Here is a 21,006-nt window from a genome sequence, read left to right as displayed (position 1 = left end):
GGCTTGAGCGCGGCATTGCGCGACCCCTGGGCGGGCTTGATACACCGGAGCGCAGGCTGTCCCCAACTTCCTGGAGTTCCATCGCTCATGGCCACGAACCTGCCCATCCGTCGCGTCGTCCTCTACAAGCATGGCGTCGGCTACTTCGAGCGCCGAGGCGACGTCACGGGCAGCGACACGCTGCACCTGGACTTCAAGGCGCGCGACATGAACGACGTGCTGAAGTCGCTGACGGTGTTGGACCTGTCGGGCGGCTCGGTGTCGGCGGTGAGCTACGACTCCACCAAGCCCCTGGAGCAGCTGCTCTCGGAGGCCACCATCCGGATTCCGGAGGACGGCAGCCTCACGGCGCTGCTCGGTCAAATCAAGGGCGCGCGCGTGCGGGCGCGGGTGGGCGGCGGGCAGGTGGAGGGCGCCATCATCGGCCTGGAGTCGCTCGCGGTGGCGGCCGGGGAGACGAGCGTCGTGCGGCCCTTCCTCACGCTGCTGGTGGGCGCCTCGCTGCGCACCTTCGACGTGCTCGACATCGCCGAGCTGGAGTTCCTCGACGAGGCGGTGCGCAAGGATTTGGAGTTCTACCTGTCCACGGTGCTGTCCTCGTACAAGAAGGACAGCAAGCGCATGTCCATCCTCACCTCCGGCGAGGGCGAGCGGGAGGTCTTCGTCAGCTACGTGCTGGAAGCGCCGGTGTGGAAGACCAGCTACCGCATCCTGCTGGACGAGGGCGAGTCGCCGCTGCTCCAGGGCTGGGCGCTGGTGGACAACACGGGGGACGAGGACTGGGTGGACGTGTCGCTGGCGCTCGTCGCGGGCCTGCCGGTGTCCTTCGTGCACGACCTCTACAACCCCCGCTACATGAAGCGGCCGGTGGTGGAGGTGCGCACGGAGGCCGCCGCCGCGCCGGTGATTCCGGAGGAGAGCTTCGGCAGTGCGGGGGACATGATGATGGAGAGCGAGGAGGCCATGCCGATGATGGCCGCGCCCGCCTCCGCGCCGGGACGCTCCAAGAAGATGCGCAAGGAGGTGAGCTTCGTGGGCGGCCCGGGCGGTGGCGGTGGCCCCCGGCTGCGCGAGGTGATGGAGCAGAGCAACCAGGTGACGACGCTGACGAAAGAGGTGGGGGACCTCTTCGAGTACGGCGTGGACCGCCCGGTGACGGTGCATCGCAACCAGAGCGCGCTGGTGCCCATCCTCCACAAGCCCTTCGAGGGCCGGCGGGTGCTCCTCTACAACCGCACGACGCGCGAGAAGAACCCCATGGCGTGCATCGAGCTGAAGAACACCACGGGCCTGACGCTGGAGGGCGGGCCGGTGACGGTGACGGAGGACGAGCGGTACGTGGGCGAGGCGATGCTCGACACCATGAAGCCGCTGGACACGCGCTTCGTGCCGTACGCGGTGGAGCTGGGCTGCGTCGTCTCCGTGGAGGACCGCACGGAGGACGGGCCGGTGTTCCGCGCGGTGGTGAGCCGGGGCTCGCTGGTGGTGGAGTACTTCCACGTCAAGCGCACGAAGTACCTGGTGCGCAACAAGGCGAAGCGGGCGCAGGTCCTCTACGTGGAGCATCCCCGCCAGGGCTGGGAGTTGGAGAAGGACATGCCCGCGCCCGCGGAGACGACGGACGGCTTCTGGCGCTTCAAGCGCGAGCTGGCCCCGGGCTCCCAGGACGAGCTGGTGGTGTCCGAGCGCACGCGCGGCCACCGGCAGTACTCCATCTCCAGCGCGGGCCCGGACGAGGTGGCCTTCTTCCTGTCGCAGCGCTACGTGGACGCGAAGATGGCGGACGCGCTGCGCGAGGTGATTGCCATCCGCGAGCGCGTGGCGGCGCTGACGCGCGACGAGCAGCAGCTCACCGCCGAGCGCGCCCAGCTCTTCAAGGACCAGGAGCGCATCCGCGCCAACATCGAGTCGCTCAAGAGCGGCGTGTCCCAGCGCGAGCTGGCCGAGCGCTTCGTGGCCAAGCTCAACGAGCAGGAGGACCGACTGGAGGCCATCACCCGTGAGTTGGAGCGTCTGGCGAAGGAGCGGCAGTCGGCTCAAGAAGAGCTCAACCGCCGCGTCCAGTCGCTCAGCTCCGAAGCCGCCTTCTAGGCGGCGCTCACTTCTCCGTCGCGCGGTAGACTTCGTCGCCGCCCACGACTGTCAGGCGCACCTGGGCTCCTGGCAGCTCGGCGACGGGCGCGTCCACCGGGTCCACCGACAGCGCGACGAAGTCCGCGTCCATGCCGGGCTGCAGCCGGCCGCGCCGCGCCTCCGCGAAGGACGCGTACGCCGCGCCCACCGTGAAGCCCTCCAGGGCCTCCTCGCCGCTCAGCCGCTGGTCCGCGTACCAGCCGTTCTCGGGCGCGCCGCGCGCGTCCTGCCGCGTGCGCGCCGCGTAGAGGCCCGCGAGCACGTCCGGCTGCTCCACCGGGAAGTCGCTGCCCAGCGCCAGCACCGCGCCGGAGGCCTTCAGGCGCTGCCACGCGTACGCGCCTCGAATCCGCTCGGCGCCCACGCGGGCCTCCGCCCAGGGCATGTCGCTGGTGGCGTGCGTGGGCTGCACGCTGGCCAGGAAGCCGCCGCGCCCCAGCCGGTCGATGTCCTCCAGCCGCATCACCTGCGCGTGCTCCACGCGGTGGCGGCCGTCCTTGGTGCCCGTGGCCTCCGCCGCGCGCGTCAGCGTGTCCAGCACCAGCGTGTTGGCGCGGTCTCCAATCGCATGCGTGCACACCTGGAAGCCCGCGGCCATGAAGGCCCTCACGCGCCGCTCGTACTCCTCCGGCGCCATCATCAACAGGCCCTTGTGCCCGGGCTCGTCGCTGTAGTCCTGGTGCAGCGCCGCGCCCCGGCTGCCCAGCGCGCCATCCAGGCTGAGCTTCACCGCGCGCAGCGTCAGGCGCTCGCCCTGGTACGGGCCCTCGCGCAGGTACGTCTCGCGGTCCGGGTTCTGTCCATCCGCCATCGCGTAGACGCGCAGGGGCAGCTTGCCCTCCTTGTCCCAGCGCTGGAAGAGGCGGAAGGTGCGCAGGTCCATGCCCGCGTCGTGCACGCCGGTGAGGCCCGCCTTCGCGGCCCGGGCGAGCGCCGCGGTGAGCTGCCCGGAGAGCTGCTCGTCCGTGAGCGGGGGCAGCACCGCGTAGACAAGGCCCATGGCGTTGTCCACGAGGATGCCGGTGGCCTCGCCGTCCGCGCCGCGCAGAATCCGCCCGCCCTCCGGGTCCTTCGTGTCGCGGGTGACGCCCGCGCGCCGCAGGGCCTCGCTGTTGACCCACGCCGCGTGTCCATCGATGCGCGTCAGCATCACCGGTACGCCGGGGTGCTTCGCATCCAAGTCCCGCCGGGTGGGGAAGGCCTTGTCCGTCCAGTCGTTCTGGTCCCACCCCTGACCGACCAGCCACTCGCCCTGGTAGGAGGTGCTCGGCGCCGAGGCGACGCGCGCCACGGCCTCCTCCCTGGAGGTCGCCCCCAGCAGGCTCACCGTCGCCTCCCACTGGCCCAGCACGGACAGGTGGCCATGCGAGTCCGTCAGGCCCGGCACCACCGTGGCCTCGCCCAGGTCCACCACGCGCGCGCCGGGGCCCGCGGCCGCCAGCACCTCGTCACGCGTGCCCGTGGCCAGCACCTTGCCCTCGCGTACCGCGAGCGCCTGGACCACGGGCCGCGCCGCGTCCAGCGTGCGGATGCGCCGCGCCACGTACACCGACGTGCCCGTGGCTTCGGAGCCTGGCGTGTTGCGCTTGCAGCCGCCCGAGGCCGAGAGAAGGAGCACCGCACCGAGGAGTCCGCCGAGTCGTCGCAGCATCGTTTCGCGCACCTGCCTGGGAGTCCGCCCCGAGCCTGGGACGGGCGCGCGACACTCTGGCGCACCCGCCCCGCGCGGGCCAGCGTCCGGCGTTCAACGCGCGGCGGCACGAAGGCCTCCGCGTCCCTGCTCGCGGCGCCTAACGTGCGCGCCCATGGACTTTTCCACGCTCGCCTCCCTGTCCATTCCGCTGGCCTCGCTGCGCATGCAGGCGCTGGAGGCGGGGCCGTCCGACGGGCCCCTCGTGCTGCTGCTGCACGGCTTCCCGGAGCTGTCGGAGAGCTGGCGCGAGGTGCTGCCGCTCCTGGGCGCGGCGGGCTACCACGCGGTGGCGCCGGACCTGCGCGGTTATGGCGGCACGGACCGGCCACGCAAGGGCTACGATTTGGACACGCTGGCCGACGACGTCTACCAGCTCGCCCGCCACCTCCAGCCGGGGCGGCCCGTGCACCTGGTGGGACATGACTGGGGCGGCGGCATCGCCTACCACATGGCCGCCATGCACCCGGACCTCGTGGCCACGCTGACGGTGGTGAACTGTCCCCACCCGTCCGTGCTGGCCCGGCGCATCTGGCGGCCCGCGCAGCTCAAGCGCTCCTGGTACATGTTCTACTTCCAGCTCCCCTGGCTCCCGGAGCGCGCCCTGTCCGCGGAAGGGGGCCGGCGGGTGCCCGCGCTCATGCGCCGGGGCATGGCGAAGGGCGCCCAGGTGAGTGACGCGCGCCTGGCACCCTACGCCAGGAACCTGGCCCACCCGGACGCGGCCCGGGCCGCCGTGGACTACTACCGCGAGGCCCTGCGAGGACTCTTCACTCCGGGCGGGGCCAGGCGACTGCTCCGGACCTACCCGCGCATCCGCGCGCCCTTCCTCCTCGTCTGGGGGGAGGAGGACACCGCGCTCGGCCGCGAGCTGACGGTGGGGCTGGAGCCGTACTTCGAGCAGCCCCCGGAGGTGCGCTACCTGGCGGGCGTGGGCCACTTCCCGCCGCTGGAGGCGCCCGAGCGCGTGGCCTCGGAGATTCTCGAACACCTGGAGCGCCAACCATCGGCCGCACCCCGAGCGAAGGCGGGCCGGGGAAAAGATAGTTGCCCCACGCAAGCTTCCTGACCGGGGGGCTTGACGGGTGGGGCGGGGGACTTGGCGGCGAGCCGGGGCGTGAGGGATGTTGCGACGTCTCACGTTCCCTGGAGTCGTCATGAACCTGAACCTGTCCAAGTCCCGGCTCGGGCCCACCGCGCTGCTGGTCGTCGCCGCCCTCTGTCTGACCACCGCCGCGGGTTGCGCCGGCCGCCGCCGCGAGGCCTTCCTGCACGACAAGACGCGGACCCACGTGTACCGCAAGCCCATCGCCGAGGTGTGGCCGCAGGCGCTGGCCCTCCTCAAGGAGAAGGGCTACTCGCTGCGCGTGGGCACGCAGGGCTTCGAGGCGACCTCCGAGTGGCTGATGCACGGCGCCCCCTCGTCGCTGGGCACCACGCAGGTGCGCTACCACGTCAAGGGCACCGAGCGCGGCCCCGGCCAGTGCGCCATCGAGTTCCACAAGCAACTCGCCACGGAAACCAAGAGCGCGAGCTCCGGCGGCCGTTCCCAGGAGCTGAATGACCCGGGCGTCCGCGCCGACGGCGGCAACATCAACCGCGACGCGGAGATGGAGTGGGAGCTGCTGCAGAAGGTGGACGCCGAGTCCGCCGCGACGCTGCGCGCCGAGGCCGACAAGGTCCAGTAACGCTTCTTCCCCGCGAGCCGCCGCTGACGCGCGCTACTCGTCGCGCAGCGGCAGCTCCAGGGTGAGGCCGTCGTACGCCACCTCCAGCGGGCCCTTGTACTCCTCGCGCGCCTGCGTGAGCAGCTTCGCGGGGTCCGTGTCGTGGCGGCTGGACAGGTGGGTGAGAATCAGCCGCCGTGCCCCCGCCTCTCGCGCCACCCGTGCCGCCTCCCGGGCCGTGGAGTGGTGCGTCTCCTGCGCGCGCTCCTGCTCGTCATCGGAGAAGGTGGACTCGTGGATGAGCAGGTCCGCGTCCTTCGACGCGTTGACCACCGCGGCGCACGGCCGCGTGTCCCCGGAGATGACCACCCGGCGTCCGGGGCGCGGCGGGCCCAGCACATCCTCCGGCTTCACCGTCCGCCCGTCCTCCAGCGTCACGGCCTCGCCCTTCTGGAGCTTGCCGAAGCTGGGGCCCGGGGGCACGCCCAGTTCGCGCGCCTTCTCCACGTGGAAGCGCCCCGGCCGGCCGTCCTCAACCAGCGCGTACGCCAGCGCGTTGATGCGGTGGTCCACGCCCACCACGTGCAGCGAGTAGCCCTCGCGGCGGATGACGTCGCCGTCCTTCACCTCGTGGATTTCGATGGGGAAGGACATGGCCTCCACGCCCAGGTGCACGGCCTGATGCAGCAGGCGCCGCGCGGGCGGCGGGCCATACAGGTGGATGGCGTGCTCGCGCCCCATCATCCCCAGGGTGCGCAGGAAGCCGATGATTCCCAGGTAGTGGTCGGCGTGGAAGTGCGTGAAGAAGACCGCGTCCACCGTGAAGCCGGTGCCAAAGCGCACCATCTGTCGCTGGCTGCCCTCGCCGCAGTCGAACAGGAGCAGGTCCGTGTCCGCCTTCACGGCGAGCCCGGACAGGTTGCGGTGCAGGGTGGGCTGCGCGGCGGAGGTGCCGAGGAACGTGAGCTTGAGGAGGGACATGCCGGCACTTCCCACGCGAAGAGAGTCTCCCGCGCCACACCCACGGCGCGAGGCGCCATTTAGCAGGGTTTGGAGCCGCCCGTGTTATGAGGCCGCCGTCCCAGACACCGCCATGCCTGAATCCCTGACGTTCGCTCCCACCCCCGACCCTCGCCGCGTGCGTGCCCCGGATGGACGCGTGCTCTCCGTGCCGGAGGGCTGGGCCCTCCTCCCCCCCGGTGACGCCGGCCTCACCCGCCGTGTGAAGGCCGCGGGCCCCACCTGGACGGTGGTGGAGAAGGTGGGCCGCAAGCTGTTCTCCCGAGGCGTGTGGGCCCCCGAGCCGCACATCCACCAGGCCCGCGCCGCGCTGGAGTCCGAGCGCGCCACGCCCGCCTATGCGAAGAAGCTGGCCGCCGGAAGAGATCGCCGCGCCCGCGAGCAGGAGCAGTACGAGGTCGACTTCGCCAACGCCGTCCTGCGCTTCCTCGCCTTCTCTCCCGCGTGGCTGCCCCACGCCAAGCGCCTGGCCGTGCTCGTCGCCGCGCATGCCACGCCCGTGGGCAGCGGCACCGTGGCCCGCACGGAGCGCATCCCCGTGGAGCGCCGCGCGGAGGCCGCCGTCATCGCGTGGATGCGTCACCAGACGACGAGCTACGACAACCTGAAGATTGCCCGCGTGAAGGGCGCGCGGCGTGAGGTGCGCCGCGAGCTGGCGGAAATCTCCCGCGCCGTGCTGGACCTGCACCGCCGCGACGTGCCCCACGGGCCCACGGCGTGTCCCCTCTGCACCGCCCTGATGAATGTGGGCGGTGGTGCGCGGCAGGGCTGATTCGGACGCCTGGACTGGAATGACTGGCGGATTTCTGACCCGTCGGTCAGCCAGGTTGCGCCATTAATGACCGCCGGGTTAGTAACGGGGCCGCCATGCCGAGACCCGCTGACCCTCATGCCAGGGAAGCCTTGATGAACGCAGCCCGGGCGGAGTTCGCCCGCAAGGGGCTGCGTGGGGCGCGCATCGAGGACATCACCGCCGCGTGCGGGCTTTCCAAGGGCGCCTTCTATCTGCACTTCCCCTCGAAGGAGGCGCTCTTCGGGGAGGTGCTGGCCCGGTTCGAGGCGCAGCTGAACGAGGTGAACGGGCGCCGGATGGCGGCGGTGGAGCGCCACTTCCTCGGGCAGGGCGTGATGGGCTCTCGCGACAGGCTGGAGCGCAGCGAGCGCTATCGGCGGTTCGTCGAGCTGGAGACGGCGTTCGACTTGGAGTCGCTGGAGCTGATGTGGTCCTACCGCGACGTCGTCTCGGTGCTCGTCAGCGGCAGCCAGGGCACGCCCTTCGAGTCGCTGCTGTGGCAGATGACGGAGGCGCAGGTGGAGCGTGTCGCCGGGGACTTCCGGCGGATGCAGAGCGCGGGCGCGGCGGACCAGGAGATGGACGCGAAGCTGTTCGCCTCCGTCATCGTCGGCGCGTACGTGCTGCTGTCCCAGCGCATGGTGCACCTGAAGGAGAAGCCAGACATGTCCGCTTGGGCATACACACTCCAGCGCCTGTGTGAGGGCGGCACGCTGCCCCGCTTCGATGTCCCCGCGCCCGTGTCCGAGCCCGTGGTCTCCCGGGCCAAGCGCCCCACGACTTCCCAGCGCCGGCCTCCCGCCCGCGCGAAGACCCGTCACACCCCGAGGAAAAGCCCGTGAACTCCATCTGGAAACCTTCTGCCCCGCGCGCGCTCGCGGCGCTGGGTGTCGTCGTCACGGCGCTGTCGCTGCCCGCTTGTGGCAAGGCGGATGCTTCCTCCACGCCAGCCGCCGTCGCGAAGACGGACGCGGCGGTGCCCACGGTGAAGCTGGTCGCCACGCGCACGGTGCGCGCGGCGCCGCGCGAAGAAGTGACGGGCACGCTGTTCCCCGCGCAGGCGCTCCAGGTGGGCTTCGAGGTGGGAGGCCGACTCGCCGCCGTGAAGCTGGGCAAGGGCTCGGCGGTGAAGAAGGGGGACGTGCTGGGGCAGCTCGACGTGGAGATTGTCGACGCGCAGGTGGCGCAGGCGCAGGCGGCGGTGGCGGCCGCCGAAGCAGGCTCGGTGATGGCCTCCGACGTGGCCTCGCGCAACGAGGCGCTCCAGAAGGAGGGCGGGGTGAGTGACTTGCAGAACCGCTCCAGCTCCGCGACGGCGGCGCAGGCGCGGGCGCAGCTGCTGGCCGCGCAGGCCCAGCTCGCGCAGGCGCGGGCGGCTCGGCGGCGGCATGACCTGCGAGCGCCCTTCTCGGGCACGCTCATCGACGCGCCGGAGCAGACGGGCGCCACGGTGGGGCCGGGCACGCCGCTGTTCAACCTGGAGAACCTGGACACGCTGCTGCTCAAGACGACGGTGTCGGAGTCGCTGCGCTCGCGGCTGAAGCCCGGCGCGAAGGTGCGGGTGGAGTCGATTGGCAGCGCGGGTGTGTTCACCGAGGACGCGACGGTGCGCACCATCCTCCCCTCCGCGGACCCGGCCACGCGTCGGGTGCCGGTGGAGCTGGCGGTGCCCAACGCGGATGGCCGCTTCGTGGCGCACACGCTGGCGCGCGCGGTGTTGCTGTTGGGCGAGGACCAGGACGCGCGGGTGCTGCCGGGCACGGCGCTGTCGTCCTCCAACGGAGACCATGTCTTCGTGGTGGGCAGTGGCGGCGAGGTGAGCCGCGTGGACGTGCAGGTGCTGGAGCGACGTGAGCGCGAGGTGGTGGTGTTGGCCCGCTCGCCGTTCGAGTCCGTCATCGACCACCCCACGCCGGGCCTGTCACAGGGCTCGCGCGTCACCGTGAAGTGAGGGGGCGTCCATGTTCCTCAGCGACGTCTCCATTCGTCGGCCGGTGTTCACGGCCATGTTGTCGCTCTGCCTCATCGTCCTCGGACTGATGGGGTTGGGGCGCCTGGGCACGGACCTGTATCCGGACGTGTCCTTCCCCGTCGTCGTCGTCACCACCGTGTACAAGGGCGCGGGCCCGGGTGAAATCGAGACCCAGGTCGTCAAGCCCGTGGAGGACGCCGTCGCCGGCATCAGCGGCGTGGACAAGATTCACTCCTGGAGCCGGGAGAACCTGAGCACGGTGGTGGTGCAGTTCACGCTGTCCACCAACGTGGACCGCGCGGTGCAGGAGGTGCGCGACAAGATTGCCGGCATCGCGAACAAGCTGCCGCAGACGGCGGATGCGCCGGTGGTGGGGCGCGTGGACCTCTCCGCGACGCCCATCCTCACGTACGCCGTGTCGGCGGACATGCCGTCGCAGTCGCTGCGCCGGCTCATCGACGACCGAATCAAGCCCGCGCTCGCGCAGCTCGAGGGCGCCGCCGAGGTGCGCATCACCGGTGGCGACACGCGCGAGATTCAAATCGACGTGGACCTGGACAAGGCGCGCTCGGCGGGGGTGTCGCCGTTGGACATCGCCCAGCGCGTGGGCGCGGAGAACCTGGACCTGCCGGCGGGGCGTCTGGCGTTGGGGGCCAGTGAGCTGACGGTGCGCTCCTTGGGCCAGTTCCGCGACGTGGACGAGATTCGCGCGCTGCCCGTGGCGCGCAGCCGGACGGGCTCGCAGGTGCGGCTGAGTGAAATCGCCACGGTGACGGACGGCGTGGCGGAGCGGCGCACGGTGGCGCGGCTCAACAGCCAGGACGCGGTCATCCTGGAGGTGGTGAAGCAGCCGGGCTCCAACACGGTGGCGGTGAGTGACGCGGTGAAGCAGGTGCTCAAGGAGATGGCGCCGGAGGTGGGGCAGGGCTTCACGGCCACGCTGCTCATCGACCAGTCGGAGCTCATCCGGGAGAACGCGCACGAGGTGTGGATTGCGCTCGTCTTCGGTGGCGCGATGGCGGTGCTCATCATCCTGATGTTCCTGTTGGACGGGCGCGGCACGTTCATCTCCTCGCTGGCGCTGCCCACGTCCGTCATCGGCACGTTCTTCGTGATGTACCTGCTGGACTACACGCTGAACCAGATGACGCTGCTGGGGTTGTCGTTGGCCATCGGTCTGCTCATCGACGACGCGGTGGTGGTGCGCGAGGCGATTACGCACCGGCTGGAGAAGGGCGAAGACCCGATGAGCGCGGCGGCCAACGGCACCAACGACGTGGGGCTCGCGGTGCTCGCGACGACGCTGTCGCTGGTGGCGGTGTTCGTGCCGGTGGCCTTCATGCCCGGAATCGTGGGGCAGTTCTTCAAGCAGTTCGGCATCACCATCTCCGCAGCGGTGCTCGTCTCGCTGTTCATCTCCTTCACGCTGGACCCGATGTTGTCGGCGCGGCTGGCGAAGAAGCGGGTGCCGGGAGAGGTCCACAAGGAGAACGCGGTGGCGGCCGGGCTGCGGAGCTTCCTGGACGGCACGGAGCGCGTCTACGCGCGCATCCTGGGCTGGGTGCTGGCGCACAAGTGGGCGACGGCGGGAATCACCGTGGTGGTGCTGGTGCTGTCCTTCGGGGCGGCGAGCCGGCTGGGCGCGGAGTTCATCTCGCCAGAGGACCGCTCGCAGTTCCTGGTGGACTTGCAGCTGGCGGACTCGGCGAGCCTGTCGGAGACGGAGGCGCGCACGGGAGAGGCGGAGGCGCTGTTGCGCAAGCTGCCGGAAGTCACGGCCATCTATTCCATCGTCGGCACCAACGGCGATGTGAACAAGGCGCGCCTGCGCGTGCTGACGGTGGGCAAGGGCGAGCGCACCAAGGGCATTCCCGTGTTGAAGGACGAGGCGCGCGCGCTGTTGACGCCGCTGGTGGCGACGCGGGTGAACCTGAGCGACCCGCCGACGATTGAGGGCCTGGGCGACTACTACCCCATCATGGTGCGCATCACCGGGCCGGACCTGACGCGGGTGAATCAGGAGGCGGAGCGCGTCGCGGGAATCCTGCGCGGGCTGAAGGGCACGGAGGACGTGCGGGTGGAGGCGAACCCGCCGAAGCCGGAGCTCCAGATTCGCATCGACCGGGCGCGCGCGAGCGACGCGGACATCAACGCGGCGGGTTTGGCGACGCAGCTGCGGCTGGCCATCAGCGGCGACGTGGTGGCGAAGCTGCGCGAGGGGACGAACGAGACGGACATCCGCGTGCGGCTGGCGGAGCGGGACAGGAGCACGCCAGAGCGGGTGCGGCAGCTGGAGGTGTACACGCCGCGCGGATTGAGGCCGGTGTCGGACCTGGCTCAGGTGGAGCTGCGCGACGGGCCGAGCGTCATCGAGCACGAGAACCGGGAGCGACAGATTGCGGTGTACTCGCAGCTCGCGAAGGGGGCGGCGCTGGGAGACATCGCGAAGGCGTTGAGGGAGCAGGTGAAGCAGTCACCGCTGCCGTCTGGCTATGCCATTGTCTACGACGGGCAGATGAAGAGCCTGGACGAGCAGAACGAGGCCTTCAGCCTGGCGTTCGGGTTGGCGTTCGTCTTCATCTACATGGTGCTGGCGAGCCAGTTCGAGTCCTTCAAGCACCCGTTCACCATCATGGCGTCGTTGCCGCTGGCGCTGGTGGGCGCGCTGCTCGGGTTGGTGGTGACGGGGTATCACCTGTCGATGGGCGCGATGATTGGCGTCATCCTGTTGATGGGATTGGTGACGAAGAACGCGATTCTGCTCATCGACGGTGCGTTGCAGCACCTGCGTGAGGGGGACTCGGTGGACGTGGCGCTGATGAAGGCGGGGCCGCGGCGACTGCGTCCGATTCTGATGACGAGCGCGGCGATGGCGATTGGCATGGTGCCGACGGCGGTGGGCTCGGGGACGGGCTCGGAGTTCCGCGCGCCCATGGCCATCTCTGTGATTGGTGGTGTCATCACCTCGACGTTCCTGACGCTGCTGGTGGTGCCGGTGGTGTTCGCGGCGATGGAGAAGGTCGGGTTCTGGCGGACGACGAAGGCGGAGGCGCCCGTGCCCGAAGAGGTCCCCGTGTCACCCGGGCCCAGCCCGGCCGCGTGACGACGGCGCCGGGCCCGAGCGAGTGACTCGGGTCCGGTGTCCGACGGTGGCTCAGTCCTTGAGCCCGGCGAACTTGCGCGCCTCGGCGAGCGCGCTGGAGTTGGGGAACAGCTTGCTGGCGAGGTCGGCCGTGCGTGCCGCGCCCTCTGTCTTTCCCTGCTCCCCGAGGGATTCGACGAGGCCGACCCAGGCTTCTTCCAGGACGCTCAACGCGCGGGTGGCGGCCTCCCGGTAGAGGGCTTCCGCCTCCAGCGGAGAGTCCCGGACGACGCTCTTGAAGCGGGCCAGTCCGATGAGCGCTTCAGGCGTTCTGTCCGAGGCGTCGACGGCGCCCAGGAGCAACTGCTCGACCTCCGCGAAGAAAGCGGCGGGGTCCGGGAGGTCCTCCTTCCCCCAGAGCAGCGCCCTGCTGGAGAGCAGCAGTCCTGGCACATGGGCGGGACAGAGGACGCGCAGGCGTTCGAGCAGCTTCAGTTGCTCCTCGCTCCCCCATTCCAGGCGCTTCGCCTCCGACAGCAGCTCCAGCAGTTCGTGGGGGCTCGGGTGCATGAGGGCTCACAGCTTCTGAAGCAATCGAGAGTTGTCCTTCGCCACATCTTTCAGGAGCTTCAGCGCGGTCTGAAGCTCCTTCTTCGTCGCGATGCTGAAGTTCTCCGCGTCATACATCTTCTGAAGCTCGTGGCGTGTGAAGTCCTTGAGCCGGGAGGGGAAGCTCGGGACGCGCTGGAGCCGGGCGGGTATCTCTCCCAGCTTCATGGAGAGGTCGGCAATCTGTCTGCGCAAGGCCGCTGCCGCGGACTGCTCCAGCAGACCCGACGAGGTCGATTCAGCCACGAGCGCTTCGGCCTGCGCGAAATGGCCCTCCGAAATCAGGTGGGTGATTCGCGCTTCCGCGCTGTTGCGGCCAAAGCCGCCTCCGCTCCCGTCATCGACGTGGGCGCAGGAGAGCAGGGCGCAACAGAAGAGGACGAGCGCGAGGATGCGGCGCCTGCTTCGTGCCCGCCAGGTCATGGGGCCCAGCGTATCGATGGGCCTTGATGCGGCCCAGCGCAGACGCCAGCACCTGTCTGCTCGTGAGCGCTCGGGGCTTCAGCCGCCCGCGTACACCGGCGTCATCGCGTCGATGATGGCGTGCATGAGGCTCTGGCCGTCGGGAGTGTCCGGACACAGTCCGCCCCAGACGAGCGTGAGGCGGTCCGCCACCGGGCGCCAGTACATGCGTCCTCGCATGGCCACCGGCTCGTAGCTCTCCCGGCCGCCCGCGAGGTAGTCCTCCTCTGGCATCCCGAACACCGCGTAGTAGCTCAGGTCCGGTGAGTCCGCGTCCTCCGTGCGGTGCAGCCCGCTGGGAATCACGCAGGCCACGTCCGCGCTGTGCCACGCGCCCTGCCGGCCCGTCGTCACCTCGCGAACCTCGAAGCACATCCGCGACGCCGGACAGCCCAGCTCCCCCGCCGTCAGGAAGTTGTAGTCCAGCCTCGGAATCTCCAGCATCTCCTCCACGTCCGGCCGCCCGTCACTCCGGAAGCCCCACGGATTGCCGTCGCGCTTGTACGAACGCACCCCGTACGCGCCATAGAAGACGTTGTACCAGGGGCTGTGTGGATTGAAGTAGTCCGAGCACCCCGCGCCATCCGGGAAGTCCGCGATGGTGAACGCCACCAGCAGGTCGAACAGCCGCTTGTTGTCGAACGCCAGGAACGGCTCGCGCGCCACCGCTCCAATCGACCCCCGGATGCGCGGCACCGGCGTCGCCACACCCAGCTCCTCCAGGAAGTTCGTCTTGCCCGGCAACGGCGTCGCGTTCATGGCCATCACGGCCAGCTCTCGTTGTAGACCCATGGAATTCCGTACCCCGCTGCCACAGCTTAAGGGACCGGAGTACACTGGTGAACATGCCGGAGAAGCTCGTCTTCGAGCACACCTTCGAAGGCCTCTTCGTTCGCGGACTCGCGGGACGTGTCACACCGGCCCTGCGAGCCCGGCTGCGCGAGGTGGGCCTGGACCTGGAGAACAAGCTCCAGCCCGCCTACGTCTTCGACACGTGGTGCTCCGCCGTCCGTGTCGCCGCCCATGAGCTCCATCCGGATGTATCAGCGGAGGTCGCCTACTCCCTGCTCGGCGAGCGCATGGTGGACGGCTACCGCGAGACGGTGATGGGCCGCGCCCTCTTCAGCGTCATCCAACTCCTGGGTCCTCGCCGGGGCGTGGGCCGCGCCCGACAGATGTTCCGCTCCGGCAACAACTACACCGAGGCCCGCGTCGACGACGTGTCCACCACCGAGGTCGACCTCTGGATGAACGAGGCCGGCCCCATCCGCTACTTCACCCAGGGCGCCGTGCTCGCGGGCCTGCGCGCCACTGGCGCCATCCACCCCGTCGTCACCGTGCGCGACTTCACCCCCGCCGACGTCACCTACCGCTGCACCTGGCGCGATGGACTCGGAGCCTGAGTCGTCCACCGGGCCCGGCCTGCTCGCCGTCGACCTGGGCCTGCGCTCGGGCCTGGCCCTCTACGGCCGCGACGGCCGCCTGCGCACGTACCGCTCCCAGAACTTCGGCAGTCAGTCCCGGCTGAAGCGCGCCGTGCCCGCCGTGCTCGCGGACATCGGGCCCCTGGCCTTCCTGGTGCTGGAGGGCGGCGGGCCCGTCGCCGACGTCTGGGAGCGCGAGGCCGCCCGCCGCGCGCTGCCCGTGCTGCGCGTCTCCGCCGAGGACTGGCGCGAGCGGCTGCTCTACGCCCGCGAGCAGCGCAGCGGCGGCCAGGCGAAGGACGCCGCGGATGGCCTCGCTCGCAAGGTCATCGCCTGGTCCCACGCCCCCAGGCCCACCTCGCTGCGCCATGACGCCGCGGAGGCCATCCTCCTGGGCCTGTGGGGCGTGCTGGAGGTGGGCTGGCTTGCCCAGGTGCCCGCGGAGGTGCGGGCTCGCTAGAGGGCCCCTCGCGCCGCGCGAGGCCGTCTCCTGCTGGGCCTGTGGGGCGTGCTGGTCCCCAGGTGTCCGAGGCGGTGCGGACTCGCTGGAGGGCCCCTCGCGCCGCGCGCGGCCGTCTCCTGGTATGACGGGCGGATGCCTGAGATTCGGAGCCGCCGGTGAAGCGTTGGGTCAATGCGCTCGCCCGCACGGGCTACCGGGGCGCGTACACGCTGGCGCGGGTGTACTGGCTGGTACGCCACCCCCGGACGCACGGCGTCTTCGTGGGTGTCTGGCACCAGGGCCGCGTGCTGCTCCTCCAGAACTCCTACAAGCACCAGCTCAGCATGCCGGGCGGCGGCATGGAGCGGGACGAGTCCCCCGCCGAGGCCGGCGCACGCGAGCTCCACGAGGAAGTGGGCCTCCGCGTGGGCCCCGCGTCGCTGAAGCCCGTCTTCGAGACCGTGGGCACCTCCGAGAACAAGGAGGACCACGTCCGCTTCCTGGAGCTGGACCTGGATGCCAGGGACGCAGAGCCCAGCCTCACCATCGATGACCGCGAGGTCACCTGGGCGGAGTTCATCGACCTGGACACCGCGCTGAGACTTCCTGTCTCCCCGCTGGTGCGGGCATACCTGGAGCACGCGCGTCAGCGCCGGAAGTAAATCACCCCCGAGTGCGACAGGAATGGATGTCTCGATGCAAGGCTTCGCCATCCGGCGCGGCGCCGTTCAGTCGAGACAGCCTGTGAAGACAACCGCGCGCGACGCGACAAGAAGTCGAGGAGGGGGCCGCGCGCGGGAAGAAGAACCCGACGTCAGCGAGCGTGGGCGGCGGCCGGCTCGTTCACCAGGAAGTGGCGGGTGCGGGCCTTGGTCAGCTGCCGCTCCGCCTCCTCCGGGGACACACAATCCACGGTGATGTCGTCGTTGGGCGCTGCCTCGGATGCCACGCGCGCCGTCTGCAATCGGGCGATGGTGGAGTCCGACAGGTGCGCGCACATCAGACAGCCACGCTGGCGACCGTAAGCCACGACTTCACCGAAAATCGTGGCGGACTCCGGTTCCAGCGCCTTCAAGCCCCGCATATCCGCCAGCACCAGGTGCCGGCCTCCCGCATACGTATCCGTCGCGGCCCGATAGGCCGTGGCGAAATCCTTCATCTCATTGGGTCGGACAAAGCCCTTCAACCGAACGGTGACCGTGCGACGGTTCGTATCGTTGGAGACTTCGAACATGAGCCCTCCCTCCTGGGGAGGGTAAACAATAACAAACATCCGGGCCCGCTCGATACACCCCCCCGCGACTCTGTCAGCCCTGGAATAGTCGAAAGGAATTGTGTCGGGTTGGACCCGGCCCGGCGGAAGATTGCCGCCACCCCACAGCGCTTTCCACGCCAACGCGAATGCTCCAAGCCGGATGTGAAATCGAGTCCGGGATGACTCAGGCGCGCTGACTGCTCTCGCCGGTGATGACGGCCGAGCCGATGAGGTGCGCCAGCCGCAGCGCCTCCGGGACGCGGCCCTTGTCCGTCACCAGCGCGAGCGCGTCCGCGACGAAGGCGGGCTCCGCGCCCTGCGCCTGGAAGGTGAAGCCACCCAGCTGATGGATGTCGCCCGCACCGCGCAGCCTGGCCCACCTCGCGTCCGCGCGAGGCAGGCGCCGCAGCGCGCGCTCCACCGCGTCCAAATCCGGAGGCCGCCGCATCACCGCCACGCAGGGCGTGCGAAGGCGCGCCGCCAGCTCCGGCAGGTCCACGACGTTGAAGCCCCCGAAGGCGATGCCATCCAGCAGCACCAGGTGCAGCTGCGGCAGGAACTTGCCGCCCTCCAGCAGCCGGCACACCTCGCGCGTGGAGTTCCAGCCGTCGCGCCGCACGCGGCCCCAGACGAGCCCCTCGAAGCGCGTGCCCGCGCACACCACGCCCGCCAATTGCACGGCGGAGCCCGCGCGGCGGGCGAAGGGCGCATCGTCGAAGCCGATGACTCGGGGGAAGCGGGGCAGACGCATGGCCTCTTCAGCCTCTCAAGCCCCCGCGCCGCCGAACAGCAAAAGGAAGAAGCCCGACCCCGCGCGCGCGGATGCCGGGCTTCAGGGAACTCCGTGCCGGGCTGCTTCAGCCGGCGCGCACGTTCTGCGCCTGCAGGCCCTTGGGGCCGCGGCCGACCTCGAACTCCACCTTCTGGCCTTCCTGCAGCGTCCGGAAGCCATCCATGTTGATGGCCGTGTGGTGGACGAACACGTCCTCACCACCACCGTCCTGCACGATGAACCCAAAGCCCTTCGCATCGTTGAACCACTTCACGGTACCAGTTGCCATGTATCGCGTTCTCTCGGGTGGTGCGGCGCGCCGCGGTTATCGGCCTTTGAGAAACTAGAGGCCGTAAGGCGGGACATAGTTTGCCCGGGCTCACCGTCCGAGTGGAAGCCCCCTTGGCTGCTTGCCAGCAGCCACTCCTGCTTCCAGGGCATGGACAGGCGCCGCGCGCTCCGGCGGCCGCGTGCCTACCGTCATGGAAGCCCTTGGCTTCCCTTGGAAAGGAGCGTCCCATGGCCGTGCCCAGCCCCCCGACTCCCACCCTTCCCCCGGTGTCGTCCGTCCCACCCCGAAGGGAGCCGGCCCTCCGCCGGATGGCGCGGCACGTCGCGGACACGAGCGCCCGGGCGGGCATCCTCTCCCGGCCGCTCCTCGAGCGACTTCCCCTGCGCCGGTGGGTGCCCTCCGAGGTCCACACCCTGCTGGACTACCGAGGGGGCGTGGCGGCGCTGGTGGCCGGGCAGCTGTCCAAGGACAGGCGGGCGCGCCGCGCGGGGAGGGTGCTGGGGGCGTCGGCCATTGGCGTGTCCCTGTTCACCGACGCCCGGCTGAGCCTGGCCCGGCTCATCCCCATCGAGGCGCACGAAATCTTCGACTACGTCCATGGCACGGCGTCAGTCCTGGCGCCCTTCGTCCTGGGGTACGCCCGGAAGAGCCCCATCGTCGCCACGGTGCACGTGCTGCTGGGGCTGTCGTCGCTGGCGGTGGCGCTGGTGACGGACTACCGCTGCCAGACGGGCATGCACCTGGGCGGGGAGCTGCGCACGGACCCGGAAGGCATTGGCGCGTGAAAAAGCAAAGCGGCGGGGCCTTCGTGAAGGCACCCCGCCGCTTCAATCACTTCACGAACGCCAGGCGTCGGCTCAGGCCGTCTTCACGGCCGCCTGGGGCTTCAGGTCGGACGAAGACGCGCCGCCGCTGACGCTCTGGATGCGCATCCCGTAGAAGCTGCGGTAGACGAACACCGTCGACAGGACGAAGAACACCACGGAGAAGATGCGCGTCAGGTTGCCCTGGCCCGCGGCCTCCAGCTCCACCGCCAGCTCCACCGCCAGCAGGCCGAAGAGGGTGGTGAACTTGATGACCGGGTTGAGCGCCACGGAGGACGTGTCCTTGAACGGGTCGCCCACGGTGTCGCCGACGACGCAGGCCGCGTGCAGCTCCGTGCCCTTTGCCTTCAGCTCCACCTCCACCAGCTTCTTCGCGTTGTCCCAGGCGCCACCGGCGTTGGCCATGAAGACGGCCTGGTAGAGGCCGAAGATGGCGATGGAGATGAGGTAGCCCACGAAGAAGTACGGCTCCAGGCAGGCGAACGCGAGCGTGCTGAAGAAGACGGCGAGGAAGATGTTGATCATCCCCTTCTGCGCGTACTGGGTGCAGATTTCGACGACCTTCTTCGAGTCGGCCACGCTGGCCTTCTCCACGCCCTCCAGCTTGATGTTGGCCTTGATGAACTCCACCGCGCGGTAGGCGCCGGTGGACACCGCCTGCATGGACGCGCCGGAGAACCAGTAGATGATGGCGCCGCCGGTGATGAGGCCCAGGAGGAACGGGGCGTGCAGCAGCGAGAGGAACTGCGTCTTCTCGGTGTTGAGCTGGCCGTTGGTGATTCCGACGAGCAGCACGATGATGGAGAAGATCATCGTGGTGGCGCCGACGACGGCCGTGCCGATGAGCACCGGCTTGGCGGTGGCCTTGAAGGTGTTGCCCGCGCCGTCGTTCTCCTCGAGGAACTGCTTGCCCTTCTCGAAGTCGAGGTCGAAGCCGAAGTCGCGCTTCACCTCCGCCTGCACGTTGGGGACGTTCTCGATGAGGGACAGCTCGTAGACGCTCTGCGCGTTGTCAGTCACCGGGCCGTAGGAGTCCACGGCGATGGTGACCGGGCCCATGCCCAGGAAGCCGAAGGCGACGAGGCCGAAGGCGAACACCGGGGCGGCAATCATCAACTGGCCCACGCCCTCGCCGGGCACGCCGGAGCCGCTGAACCAGAACGCCAGGCCCATGAGGCCCGCGATGATGAGGCCCATCCAGTACGCGGAGAAGTTGCCCGCGACCAGGCCGGAGATGACGTTCAGGGACGCGCCGCCCTCGCGGCTGGCCGTGACGACCTCGCGCACGTGACGGCTCTCCGTGGACGTGAAGACCTTGATGGCCTCCGGGATGATGGCGCCCGCCAGCGTGCCGCAGCTGATGATGAGGGACAGCTGCCACCACAGCGACGGGTCGCCGTTCAGGTTGGGAATGAGCAGGTAGCTGACCAGGAACGTCAAGGCCACGGAGATGATGGACGTCACCCACACCAGCGCGGTGAGCGGGTGCTCGAAGTTCATGTGGTCCGCGTTCTTGTACTTGGCGGACTGGAACACGTTGTTCAGGCCGTAGGCGGCCAGCGACGCGAGCACCATGACGATGCGCATCACGAAAATCCAGACCAGCAGCTCGACGCGGAAGCCCTCGCCCACCGCCAGCAGGATGAAGGTGATGAGCGCCACGCCCGTCACGCCGTAGGTCTCGAAGCCGTCCGCCGAGGGGCCCACGCTGTCGCCGGCGTTGTCGCCGGTGCAGTCCGCGATGACGCCCGGGTTGCGCGCGTCGTCCTCCTTGATCTTGAAGACAATCTTCATCAAGTCGGAGCCGATGTCGGCGATCTTGGTGAAGATGCCGCCGGCGATGCGCAGCGCGGAGGCGCCGAGCGACTCGCCAATCGCGAAGCCGATGAAGCACGAGCCCGCGAAGTCCGCCGGGATGAAGAGCAGGATGGCGAGCATCAACAACAGCTCGGTGCTGATGAGCACCATGCCGATGGACATACCCGCCTGCAGCGGAATGGCGTACGTGGGGTAGGGCTTGCCGCGCAAGCTGGCGAAGGCGGTGCGGCTGTTGGCGAACGTGTTGACGCGGATGCCAAACCAGGCGACGCCACACGAGCCGGCGATGCCCACCAGGCTCGCCACCAGGATGATGACCACGCGGTCCGCGCCCATGTGACGCAGGAACCCGAAGTAACCCACCATCACCACGGCGATGAGCGCCCACAGCACGCCGATGAACTTCAGCTGCGTCATCAGGTACGTCTTGCACGTCTCGTAGATGAGCTCGGAAATCTCGAGCATCGCCCGGTGCACGGGCAGGTTCTTGAGCGTGGCGTACTGCATGAATCCGAACACCAGTCCGAGCACGCAGACCGCGATGCCAGACAGCAACAGCTGGTGTCCGTTGATGCTACCTCCAAAGAATGACTTGGAGGCGAAGTCGGGGAGAACGAGGTCCGCCTCACTGGCGTGGGCGGCGCTGGCGGCGAACACCGTCAGCAGCCCGAGGGCTTTGACGGCGACACCGGTGACGCCCCTACGCAGGGCGTCCATCCGTGGAACAGTGCGTGTCATGGGGGTGCAACTC

General features: G+C 69.6%; 20 protein-coding genes. 11 read left to right on the top strand and 9 right to left on the bottom strand.

What is annotated here, in order from left to right; all coding sequences use genetic code 11:
• Window positions 1–87 precede the first annotated feature (87 nt).
• Window positions 88–2,091 carry a hypothetical protein gene (locus tag LZ199_RS38815; RefSeq protein ID WP_253998841.1) on the top strand — a complete coding sequence of 668 codons (2,004 nt, stop codon included), beginning with the start codon at window positions 88–90 and terminating at the stop codon, window positions 2,089–2,091.
• A 7-nt stretch (window positions 2,092–2,098) separates the two neighbouring features.
• Here the strand turns inward: LZ199_RS38815 and LZ199_RS38810 are convergent, their stop codons facing one another.
• Window positions 2,099–3,784 (bottom strand): amidohydrolase, encoded by a 1,686-nt coding sequence (locus tag LZ199_RS38810; RefSeq protein ID WP_253998840.1) that lies wholly within the window; start codon window positions 3,782–3,784, stop codon window positions 2,099–2,101.
• Between the two features lie 154 nt (window positions 3,785–3,938).
• Here LZ199_RS38810 and LZ199_RS38805 point away from each other — a divergent pair, with 154 nt between their 5' ends.
• Window positions 3,939–4,892 (top strand): alpha/beta fold hydrolase, encoded by a 954-nt coding sequence (locus tag LZ199_RS38805; protein WP_253998839.1) that lies wholly within the window; start codon window positions 3,939–3,941, stop codon window positions 4,890–4,892.
• An 88-nt stretch (window positions 4,893–4,980) separates the two neighbouring features.
• Window positions 4,981–5,511 (top strand): hypothetical protein, encoded by a 531-nt coding sequence (locus tag LZ199_RS38800; protein ID WP_253998838.1) that lies wholly within the window; start codon window positions 4,981–4,983, stop codon window positions 5,509–5,511.
• 33 nt (window positions 5,512–5,544) lie between these two features.
• Here LZ199_RS38800 and rnz read toward each other — a convergent pair whose 3' ends face one another.
• A complete protein-coding gene (gene rnz, locus LZ199_RS38795) occupies window positions 5,545–6,471 on the bottom strand; it encodes a ribonuclease Z (RefSeq protein WP_253998837.1) in 927 nt (308 codons plus the stop codon).
• Window positions 6,472–6,583: 112 nt separating this feature from the next.
• Here rnz and LZ199_RS38790 point away from each other — a divergent pair, with 112 nt between their 5' ends.
• The 4 genes from LZ199_RS38790 to LZ199_RS38775 all read left to right on the top strand — a co-directional run bounded on the left by LZ199_RS38790 (window position 6,584) and on the right by LZ199_RS38775 (window position 12,378).
• Window positions 6,584–7,282 (top strand): DUF2293 domain-containing protein, encoded by a 699-nt coding sequence (locus LZ199_RS38790; RefSeq protein ID WP_253998836.1) that lies wholly within the window; start codon window positions 6,584–6,586, stop codon window positions 7,280–7,282.
• 134 nt (window positions 7,283–7,416) lie between these two features.
• The gene (locus LZ199_RS38785; protein ID WP_253998835.1) at window positions 7,417–8,145 is read left to right on the top strand and encodes a TetR/AcrR family transcriptional regulator; all 729 of its coding nucleotides are present in this window, start codon (window positions 7,417–7,419) and stop codon (window positions 8,143–8,145) included.
• A complete protein-coding gene (locus LZ199_RS38780) occupies window positions 8,142–9,254 on the top strand; it encodes an efflux RND transporter periplasmic adaptor subunit (RefSeq protein WP_253998834.1) in 1,113 nt (370 codons plus the stop codon). The genes LZ199_RS38785 and LZ199_RS38780 overlap by 4 nt, the downstream gene beginning before the upstream one ends.
• A gap of 10 nt (window positions 9,255–9,264) precedes the next feature.
• The gene (locus LZ199_RS38775; protein ID WP_253998833.1) at window positions 9,265–12,378 is read left to right on the top strand and encodes an efflux RND transporter permease subunit; all 3,114 of its coding nucleotides are present in this window, start codon (window positions 9,265–9,267) and stop codon (window positions 12,376–12,378) included.
• Window positions 12,379–12,429: 51 nt separating this feature from the next.
• On the opposite strand, the gene LZ199_RS38770 is transcribed toward LZ199_RS38775, so the two are convergent.
• From LZ199_RS38770 to LZ199_RS38760, 3 genes are all read right to left on the bottom strand, one after another.
• Complete coding sequence (locus LZ199_RS38770) at window positions 12,430–12,927, bottom strand: hypothetical protein (protein ID WP_253998832.1); 498 nt, start codon at window positions 12,925–12,927, stop codon at window positions 12,430–12,432.
• Between the two features lie 6 nt (window positions 12,928–12,933).
• Window positions 12,934–13,389 carry a hypothetical protein gene (locus LZ199_RS38765; RefSeq protein WP_253998831.1) on the bottom strand — a complete coding sequence of 152 codons (456 nt, stop codon included), beginning with the start codon at window positions 13,387–13,389 and terminating at the stop codon, window positions 12,934–12,936.
• A 78-nt stretch (window positions 13,390–13,467) separates the two neighbouring features.
• Complete coding sequence (locus LZ199_RS38760) at window positions 13,468–14,220, bottom strand: hypothetical protein (protein ID WP_253998830.1); 753 nt, start codon at window positions 14,218–14,220, stop codon at window positions 13,468–13,470.
• 53 nt (window positions 14,221–14,273) lie between these two features.
• Here LZ199_RS38760 and LZ199_RS38755 point away from each other — a divergent pair, with 53 nt between their 5' ends.
• The 3 genes from LZ199_RS38755 to LZ199_RS38745 all read left to right on the top strand — a co-directional run bounded on the left by LZ199_RS38755 (window position 14,274) and on the right by LZ199_RS38745 (window position 15,956).
• Window positions 14,274–14,831, top strand: a complete 558-nt coding sequence (locus tag LZ199_RS38755) for a DUF2378 family protein (RefSeq protein ID WP_253998829.1) — start codon at window positions 14,274–14,276, stop codon at window positions 14,829–14,831.
• Entirely contained in the window at window positions 14,815–15,312 is a 498-nt protein-coding gene (locus LZ199_RS46545; RefSeq protein ID WP_267145177.1) for a hypothetical protein, read from the top strand. Before LZ199_RS38755 ends, LZ199_RS46545 begins: the two co-directional genes overlap by 17 nt.
• A 158-nt stretch (window positions 15,313–15,470) precedes the next feature.
• Complete coding sequence (locus LZ199_RS38745; protein ID WP_253998828.1) at window positions 15,471–15,956, top strand: NUDIX hydrolase; 486 nt, start codon at window positions 15,471–15,473, stop codon at window positions 15,954–15,956.
• A gap of 152 nt (window positions 15,957–16,108) precedes the next feature.
• Here LZ199_RS38745 and LZ199_RS38740 read toward each other — a convergent pair whose 3' ends face one another.
• From LZ199_RS38740 to LZ199_RS38730, 3 genes are all read right to left on the bottom strand, one after another.
• Window positions 16,109–16,528: a hypothetical protein gene (locus LZ199_RS38740; protein WP_163863366.1), complete on the bottom strand. Its 420-nt coding sequence runs from the start codon at window positions 16,526–16,528 to the stop codon at window positions 16,109–16,111.
• A gap of 205 nt (window positions 16,529–16,733) precedes the next feature.
• Entirely contained in the window at window positions 16,734–17,300 is a 567-nt protein-coding gene (locus LZ199_RS38735; RefSeq protein ID WP_253998827.1) for an endonuclease dU, read from the bottom strand.
• 106 nt (window positions 17,301–17,406) lie between these two features.
• Window positions 17,407–17,610, bottom strand: a complete 204-nt coding sequence (locus LZ199_RS38730; protein WP_046710823.1) for a cold-shock protein — start codon at window positions 17,608–17,610, stop codon at window positions 17,407–17,409.
• A 311-nt stretch (window positions 17,611–17,921) separates the two neighbouring features.
• On the opposite strand from LZ199_RS38730, the gene LZ199_RS38725 reads away from it, so the two are divergent.
• The gene (locus tag LZ199_RS38725; RefSeq protein WP_253998826.1) at window positions 17,922–18,398 is read left to right on the top strand and encodes a hypothetical protein; all 477 of its coding nucleotides are present in this window, start codon (window positions 17,922–17,924) and stop codon (window positions 18,396–18,398) included.
• 72 nt (window positions 18,399–18,470) lie between these two features.
• On the opposite strand, the gene LZ199_RS38720 is transcribed toward LZ199_RS38725, so the two are convergent.
• Window positions 18,471–20,993, bottom strand: coding sequence for a sodium-translocating pyrophosphatase (locus tag LZ199_RS38720; RefSeq protein ID WP_253998825.1), 2,523 nt, complete (start codon window positions 20,991–20,993; stop codon window positions 18,471–18,473).
• Window positions 20,994–21,006: the final 13 nt, after the last annotated feature.

Origin of the sequence: Myxococcus qinghaiensis (assembly GCF_024198215.1) — a bacterium.
GTDB lineage: Bacteria > Myxococcota > Myxococcia > Myxococcales > Myxococcaceae > Myxococcus > Myxococcus qinghaiensis.
This window is presented reverse-complemented; position numbering and strand designations above follow the sequence as displayed.

Excerpts from the sequence above, each read along its gene's own strand:
- LZ199_RS38815 (WP_253998841.1), top strand. The coding sequence starts at position 88 with ATGGCCACGAACCTGCCCATCCGTCGCGTCGTCCTCTACAAGCATGGC.
- LZ199_RS38810 (WP_253998840.1), bottom strand. The coding sequence starts at position 3,784 with ATGCTGCGACGACTCGGCGGACTCCTCGGTGCGGTGCTCCTTCTCTCG.
- LZ199_RS38805 (WP_253998839.1), top strand. The coding sequence starts at position 3,939 with ATGGACTTTTCCACGCTCGCCTCCCTGTCCATTCCGCTGGCCTCGCTG.
- LZ199_RS38800 (WP_253998838.1), top strand. The coding sequence starts at position 4,981 with ATGAACCTGAACCTGTCCAAGTCCCGGCTCGGGCCCACCGCGCTGCTG.
- rnz (WP_253998837.1), bottom strand. The coding sequence starts at position 6,471 with ATGTCCCTCCTCAAGCTCACGTTCCTCGGCACCTCCGCCGCGCAGCCC.
- LZ199_RS38790 (WP_253998836.1), top strand. The coding sequence starts at position 6,584 with ATGCCTGAATCCCTGACGTTCGCTCCCACCCCCGACCCTCGCCGCGTG.
- LZ199_RS38785 (WP_253998835.1), top strand. The coding sequence starts at position 7,417 with ATGAACGCAGCCCGGGCGGAGTTCGCCCGCAAGGGGCTGCGTGGGGCG.
- LZ199_RS38775 (WP_253998833.1), top strand. The coding sequence starts at position 9,265 with ATGTTCCTCAGCGACGTCTCCATTCGTCGGCCGGTGTTCACGGCCATG.
- LZ199_RS38770 (WP_253998832.1), bottom strand. The coding sequence starts at position 12,927 with ATGCACCCGAGCCCCCACGAACTGCTGGAGCTGCTGTCGGAGGCGAAG.
- LZ199_RS38765 (WP_253998831.1), bottom strand. The coding sequence starts at position 13,389 with ATGACCTGGCGGGCACGAAGCAGGCGCCGCATCCTCGCGCTCGTCCTC.
- LZ199_RS38760 (WP_253998830.1), bottom strand. The coding sequence starts at position 14,220 with ATGGGTCTACAACGAGAGCTGGCCGTGATGGCCATGAACGCGACGCCG.
- LZ199_RS38755 (WP_253998829.1), top strand. The coding sequence starts at position 14,274 with ATGCCGGAGAAGCTCGTCTTCGAGCACACCTTCGAAGGCCTCTTCGTT.
- LZ199_RS46545 (WP_267145177.1), top strand. The coding sequence starts at position 14,815 with ATGGACTCGGAGCCTGAGTCGTCCACCGGGCCCGGCCTGCTCGCCGTC.
- LZ199_RS38740 (WP_163863366.1), bottom strand. The coding sequence starts at position 16,528 with ATGTTCGAAGTCTCCAACGATACGAACCGTCGCACGGTCACCGTTCGG.
- LZ199_RS38735 (WP_253998827.1), bottom strand. The coding sequence starts at position 17,300 with ATGCGTCTGCCCCGCTTCCCCCGAGTCATCGGCTTCGACGATGCGCCC.
- LZ199_RS38730 (WP_046710823.1), bottom strand. The coding sequence starts at position 17,610 with ATGGCAACTGGTACCGTGAAGTGGTTCAACGATGCGAAGGGCTTTGGG.
- LZ199_RS38725 (WP_253998826.1), top strand. The coding sequence starts at position 17,922 with ATGGCGCGGCACGTCGCGGACACGAGCGCCCGGGCGGGCATCCTCTCC.
- LZ199_RS38720 (WP_253998825.1), bottom strand. The coding sequence starts at position 20,993 with ATGACACGCACTGTTCCACGGATGGACGCCCTGCGTAGGGGCGTCACC.